The organism is Pontibacter pamirensis (assembly GCF_010015475.1).
GTDB lineage: Bacteria > Bacteroidota > Bacteroidia > Cytophagales > Hymenobacteraceae > Pontibacter > Pontibacter pamirensis.
In genome coordinates this window covers 62301-68983 of record NZ_SSNI01000033.1, presented here as the reverse complement: position 1 = coordinate 68983, position 6683 = coordinate 62301, and the positions used below count along the sequence as shown (strand labels likewise).

Sequence of the window (6683 nt, the reverse complement as noted above, 5' to 3'; positions counted from 1 at the left end):
CGCATAGGAAAGGTCAATGGCCATCCGCTTGAAGGAGGCGTCGAATACTCGTCTATCCATAATAGTCAAATTTAATAATTTAGTAAATCTGCCTATCAAAAGTCTCCAGTCAAATGTAGCAAGTTCAAGCGCCTTTTAGGAAAACTGGATAAGTTTTTTCCTAAACTCAGACAGGGAGTGCTTTAAAGGTTCATACAACATCAAACTTGCTTCCTGCCATTGTCCTTTCAAAAATCTACCGCCTCACTAAGGTCACACCCATCAGTCCAATAACTACATCGTTTGCCAGCGCTTTTACCTCCAGTGACTTCAGCTTTTTTTGCGGGTTCAGGGGCAGGTCCAGTACGGTGGCTGCTCCGCCCGGAATATAGCTGTCGTAGGCGAAGCCTTTGATGTCGGAATAGTCGAAGTTCTCCAGCACTTCCCCGGTTTTGAGGTGCACCCGTATTGGCTTTGGTGTATCGACTGAGAAAGAGTAGTTGTTGATGTAATAGTCCTGCTCAATGGGCCACCACGTTTCCGGGTTTCGCAGTACCAGTTTCTCCTGCGTGCCATCAGTATAATGAACTATCACCTCACCATTATCGAAGCGTGACTGCATCGGGTTGGTGGAGCCGGCCATCAGCAGGTAAGCGTGGGAAGCACTTCCTTGTAGCGGCACCGTTGCCTGGTCTGGGTAGTTATCCCACTGGCTGGTGAAAAGGATGTTATTGCCTTCAGCAGCACCGGTGGTTTTAAAAAATAGTCCGTTTGGCAATCCCACAACGCCATCATCACCCGCTTTGGCACGCAGTCCAGTATCATCAATTTCTGCGGTTACCAATGGGTAGCACCAGTTGCCTATACCCTGCTTTGGCAACTGGAGGGTAGCCACAGCAGGACGGGGTGATAGATATTCATTTTTGAAAATCTGCGTCACCTTATCATTGAAATGACCTGATAAATCTACCGCTTCCCATTTCAGTTCCTGCTGCCCCTCCGGCACCGACAGGTTCCAGTTTATTAGTTCTGCAGTGGCTATATGTGTGTTTCCATCTTTTATCTCCACTCTGTTCGTGCCGGGCAGCAGGTGCTCCGCTGGTATTGAAATGGGTTCGGAAGTCTGGAAAGGTTCCACGTGCAGCTGCACCTTTTTTGAGAAATCTCCGGCTATAACTGTTACTTCTTTGTTCAAAGCAACGCTCGTATTGTTTTGAAACAACACCTGCGGGTGGGCACCCAGCTGTGTTGTCAGCTTATAGGGTTCCTTAAGCTCTACATTAATAGGCTGCCACCAGCGCAGGTCTCCTTGTTTAGTGAGTACGAAAAAGGTATGGTGGCCTTTCTCCCCGGCCAGGTTCACCTTTAATTTGTTCTCCTGTTTCTCTGTACCTGCTGTTATCTTCTGCGGATCTTTTACTTCCAACGCCTCTGCAGCTCCCATGTTAACCGTAAACGCTGCACCTGTTGTAGACACTGCTCTGTACTTGGCGTCGGCAGGTTTGTCGCCTTTCCAGGTAATCTCAATTTCATATTTTTCGGCAACGGGAGGCGCTATTTCAATCTGGGGCTTGCCTACCGCTGCTGCATTGTTCGTCCAGCTTACAGGTTGTCCGTTTACTTTTACCGCTGCCACCTTGTCTTTTAAAGCTGCTGCTCTGAACGTGAGCTTTAGCGGTTTGCTGAAGTGCGGGGCAATGGTATATGTTTCTGTATCGCCTTCGCGCCGAAAAGCAAACGCAATATCCGGCGTCTCAAAGCGTGCATGGTCCCAGTCGGCAGGCAGGCCCGGACGGACCAAGAGCTCTCCAGCCAGCACATCGGGCACAATGCCAAACATACCTTCTACCAATGCACGGGAGCTGATGCCGATGCCGTCTGCAAAATCACGGTACAATTCACCGCGGTAATGGTCGTAGTAGGAAAGCTGCTGCAGGTTGCTAGGGCTGGAGCCCATGTACATGCTTTCTATGAGGATGCTTCGCATGAGCTTGTTTGCTTCTTCAGAGCGGCCAGCCTGCCAGTAAGCCAGGGCTGTGTGCGCCACCTCCGCCAATGCCACGTTGTTAACAGACCAGGTATAGGGCATCCAGTTGGAGGTGGTGAGGGTATAGAGATCTTCCCCAGGTAAGTCGGAATTTTTAATGGGGATATGTGGAATCTGCGTATCTACGTAGCGCAGCATCTGGTACGCCTGAAAAGCATCTGGCACCTCAGAATCGGAGGTATGATACACCGTCCAGAGGGCTGCTGCCGGGTGTAGTTTCTGTAAGCCGAGCAAATCTTTATACTCGGCATACCAGCCTTTATCGGGCTGCCACATCGTAGTTTGTATCGCTTGCTTAATTTTATCTGCTTCCTGCTGATAGGGCTTAGGGTCTTTACCAATCAGCGTGGCTAGCCTGGCGGCCATTTTGTTTGAGAAGTGATGGTAGGCAGAGGAATGGGTAACGCCGCCACCGCTATACTGCACCGCATCGCTTGCCCAGAAGCTGGCGTAGGCATCGTACAGTCCATCGTTGTCGGCATCAAAATTCCGCTTCTCCCAGTCCAGGTGTCGTTCAATGATAGGCCATGCTTCCAGTATATATGCCTTGTCCCCTGTCCACATAAAATGGCGGAGCATTTCGTCAATAAACACCATGTTCATGTCGTAGTGGTGCGCGACTTTTTTATTGTTCGGGTTTCGGGAGATATAGCCCTCGGTGTAAAGCGAGATGCCCAGTTCTTCTTTCTGCCTTGCCAGGTTTTTTTCCGGGTCGGGCACCACTGGACCGGAATCTGGAGAAAGCACCTGCGCCTCGCTGTAGCCCCGGAAATGGGTTCGGGCGCGGTCGTGCCAGCCCAGGGCATCGGCTACATAAGCGCCACGCCAGCCGTTCAGGGGCATGCGCCAGGCAATGGCTCCGTGCATATAACTCTGGCCGTCCCAGATGGCATTGGCGGCTACACTCAAAGCTCCGCCCAATGTGTTGAGGTATGGGTCAGGCGTTTCGATTTTCACCTGGCCCGCTAGTTTCTTCCGTGCAGCATCTGCCGCTTCAAAAGCTTTTGGCAGTTCCTGGTAGGTAATAGGCTTTGCCGTCAGGTTGTTTTGTAAGCCGAAGTAGATTTTCTGATTGCCCTGTACCTGCTTCCGGCCCACTACCAGGGGCAGGGCAGCACTTCCGGAAGCCAGCAGGATTTTAGGAGAGCTTTGCTGGTTGGCGTCACCCATTTTCAGGGAGGTGCCGGGCGCAGAAATGCCATAAATCTGATAGCCTTTGTCCTTTACGTTGGCAATTTCATCGGAACTATTTGCCTTGTTTTTGTCTGATTCGAAGCCAAGCAAAAAAGTATTTTCCTTCAGCTCGAACACATTGCCTTTTGCATGCTCCGGGTGCAGGTAAAAGCCTTCTTCCGGGTCGGCGCCAATGTCGCCGTCCCGGGCTGGCCGGTGTCCGCTGGCACCGCCGTAAGTCCATATCAGCTCAAATGGTCTTGTCTCCGGTGTTGTTTCCAGGGACAGCAGCATACCCTCCATATCAGCCATAGCCAGCACCTGCAGGTTCAGTTGCCCTTCTCCCAGCAGCGGGTCTTTGATTTCGTAAAGCATGGTGCCCGGCCGGTAGATAGCTTTGATGTGCGCGGCCTCTATCAGCCATTTATCTCCTTCAGCAGTGGCAATGCCCATTTTCAGATTTCCGCCTTTTCGGGGCATGTACAGCAGAAACTCAGGCAAATCTCCGGCCTCCACCCGGAAGGCAGTGCCCGTGCCATACAAGGCTCTGTTAAAGCGTTTGTTTCCGTTTAAGATGACAAAATCAGTCCCCTCAGGTTTGTAGCGTAGCGGTCGCGCCACACGCAGTTTACCCTGCGGCTTGTCTTCAGCCACCTGCTCCTGCACTGCTTTGGCATCACGTGGAACTGCTTCCTTGCTGGTAGAAGCCTGCTGCGTCTGGCATGCCATCAGCAACATCAAAAGATAAGCACTAATTTTTTTACTGACCATGACCAGAGGGTTTACCAGGCTCTACTCCGCTGAAGCACCGCTTTCGCAGCTTCCTTATATTTTCACTGCCAGGTTGATGTCGTCTTTATTAGAGTGCTTTGTCTTGATCCAGAGAAGCTTGTGCTGCGCATCGTAAAACCAGCCTGCCCCGCGTTCCAGAGCTGCGGCGTTGGCTACGGCAGACACTTTCTTTCCGTTCTCCGTAACGCCTGCAGGTGCCTTTGCTTCGTTCCAGTGTATTTTAGCCAGGTAGTTATGCGAGGTTGCTTTAAACTTTCCCTTTGACTTCTGAATGGCAAGATTTAAACCGGATGAAGTGAGATTAGAGCTGATTTCTGTAATAGCATATTGCCCGTTTTTATACTCCAGGCTCTTCCCATCGTCTTCATACAGCTCGAACTTAGAGGCACCATGCGGAAAGATGTCCAGCGTAATCGTATTCACCGGCTTTTCGCCCACGTATATCATCTCCGGCTGCATAGGTATGATAGCTCCGCCCTTGGCAAATATCGGGATAGTATCCAGCGGCGTGAGCACATGCACATACTGCTTGCCTTCATACTTCTTGCCTGTCCAGTAATCGAACCAGGTGCCTTCGGGCAGGTATACCGTGCGGGTTTTAGCTCCCTTGGTGGTGACAGGGTTCACGAGCAGGTTATTTCCGAACATGTACTGGTCTGTTATATCATAAACATTCGGATCATTCTGATGCTCCAGCACCAGCGCGCGCATAAGGGGTACACCGGTGGTATGGTTGATGTAGGCGTTGCTGTACATGTAAGGAATCAGGCGGTAACGCAGCAGGTCATACTTCTTGAAATTCCGCAATGCATCTTCGCCATAGTTCCAGGGCTCTTTGTAGGTTGGGTGCTCCATGCCCAGCAGGTGCGCTATCGGGCTAAACATCCCGAACTGTACCCAACGGATGTATAATTCCGGGTCGGCTACGTGCTCAAAACCGCCCATGTTGTGCGACCAATTGCTTACACCGGAAAGACCGATGTTCAGTCCTGCTTTGATAACGGGTGCAAAGTACTGCCACTCGCTTGGCCAGTCGCCTGCCCATATAAAGGGATAGCGCTGAATGCCGGCGTAGCCTTCGCGCGTGTGCGCCATGCCGCGCATGTTGTTGTGCTCCTGGAACTTCTCGAAAGATGCTTTGGTATAGATAAGCGGGAAAATGTTATGCTTCCACTTGATATCCTCTCCCGTCGGTCCTACTTTTTCGCTTTCGTTTGCCAGGGCACCGAAGGCGCTGCCCTCATCTGTTTTCAGGAACATGGCTCCCTGGTCTGCGATACGCTTTACACCATTCTCCCACCACCAGTCTACAGCTTTCTGGTCAAAGAAATTTACAAACTCGCCCGGGGAATCCTGCTCCGGATACACAAAACCCTGCTCCTGCGCCATCGCCAGCAGGTTCAGTTGCTCCCCGTTATCGAAGCGCGGTCGCAGGTGCAAACCTACCATCTTATAGTCCATGGCATACAGGCTGTCGAACATGCCTTTCGGGTCTTTAAAAGTAGGACGCCACTCAAAGGATGTTGCGCCTTTTCCACCGTTCTTCCCGAAGATGCGCCAGGTAGAGTCGAGGTGCAGGATATCGGCTGGTATACCGTATGTTCTGAACTTGCGCCCTAGCTCCACCACATACATATCGGATGTTTCTGCCTCGTGGCCCCAGGTGCCGCCGCTGTAGGTACCCACATGCAGGCCTAAGGCAAACTCAGGCAAGAGCGGTGATTTTCCGGTGAGGGAGGTATAACTGTCTAAGAGTGACGGAAAGCCCGGCCCGTGAATAAAATAGTAATCCAGTTCTCCGCCTTCTGCTTTAAAGCTGTAACTATTGGGGTTACTCATGCCCATGTCCCACTCCGTTGGATAGGCCGTATGGAAGAAGATGCCGTAGCCACGCGTACTCATAAAGAAAGGCACCGGCGCGTAGTTTGCCTCCAGCACATTATAGGCGCCTACGTGGTGCGGCAGGCCTTTGCCCCTGCCCACATTCATGCTTAGCTTCTTGTTTCGTTGGTCCAGGAAATCCATTCGCTCACCGAAGCCAAAAAAATGCTCGTCCGGGGCCAGTTGTTTGGTTACGGCAACAGCCTCGCCGCTTTTGGCTAAACCTTCTCCGCCTGTGGCATCGGCTGTCAGCAGCTTGCCGTCTTTTGTATAAACTGCTATGCCAAAGGGAGCTTTGTTTACTTTAATATCGAGCTTCTCCGTTTGCAGCAGGAAATGCTCTGCCTGTTCCGAAGTCTTTACCGCTACCGAAGGCCAATCGTACTTCACAACCATGTAGGGCTCATTCGGCTGAAACTGCCTGCTCCAGCTTGCCCTAACCCTAAACATATCAGGTGTGTTGAACTCCAGCTTTACGTCAGCGTTGGCATTCCTGAAGAATATTTCGTTCCCCTGCTGCCGGAAACCAGACTGGTAGTTGCCTACAGAAGTTTGGCCCAGCACAGGCAAGCAGAATGCCTGAAGAAGAATAAGGAAAGCAACTACCTGCTTTAAGCGATGTATCATGCTGTTTTATAATTTTGATTTTAAACCCGGATTGCCGTTTTGCATCTATCAACCTGTTTATATAAAGGAGCAACAGTAGCACATAGCCTCTGTTATTAGCCAGGTACAGGCTCTGAATAAAAATAGGCATTTATGCTGATGCAGGCATCCTGCACTGTCCGGTTTAAAGGTAGAGGCAACTATT

Annotated in this window: 2 protein-coding genes; both read right to left on the bottom strand. The window is 51.1% G+C overall.

What is annotated here, in order from left to right:
- Positions 1-235: 235 nt before the first annotated feature.
- A complete protein-coding gene (locus tag E1919_RS21015; RefSeq protein ID WP_162055390.1) occupies positions 236-3970 on the bottom strand; it encodes a DUF4450 domain-containing protein in 3735 nt (1244 codons plus the stop codon).
- Positions 3971-4024: 54 nt separating this feature from the next.
- A complete protein-coding gene (locus tag E1919_RS21010; RefSeq protein WP_162055389.1) occupies positions 4025-6499 on the bottom strand; it encodes a glycoside hydrolase family 31 protein in 2475 nt (824 codons plus the stop codon).
- Positions 6500-6683: the final 184 nt, after the last annotated feature.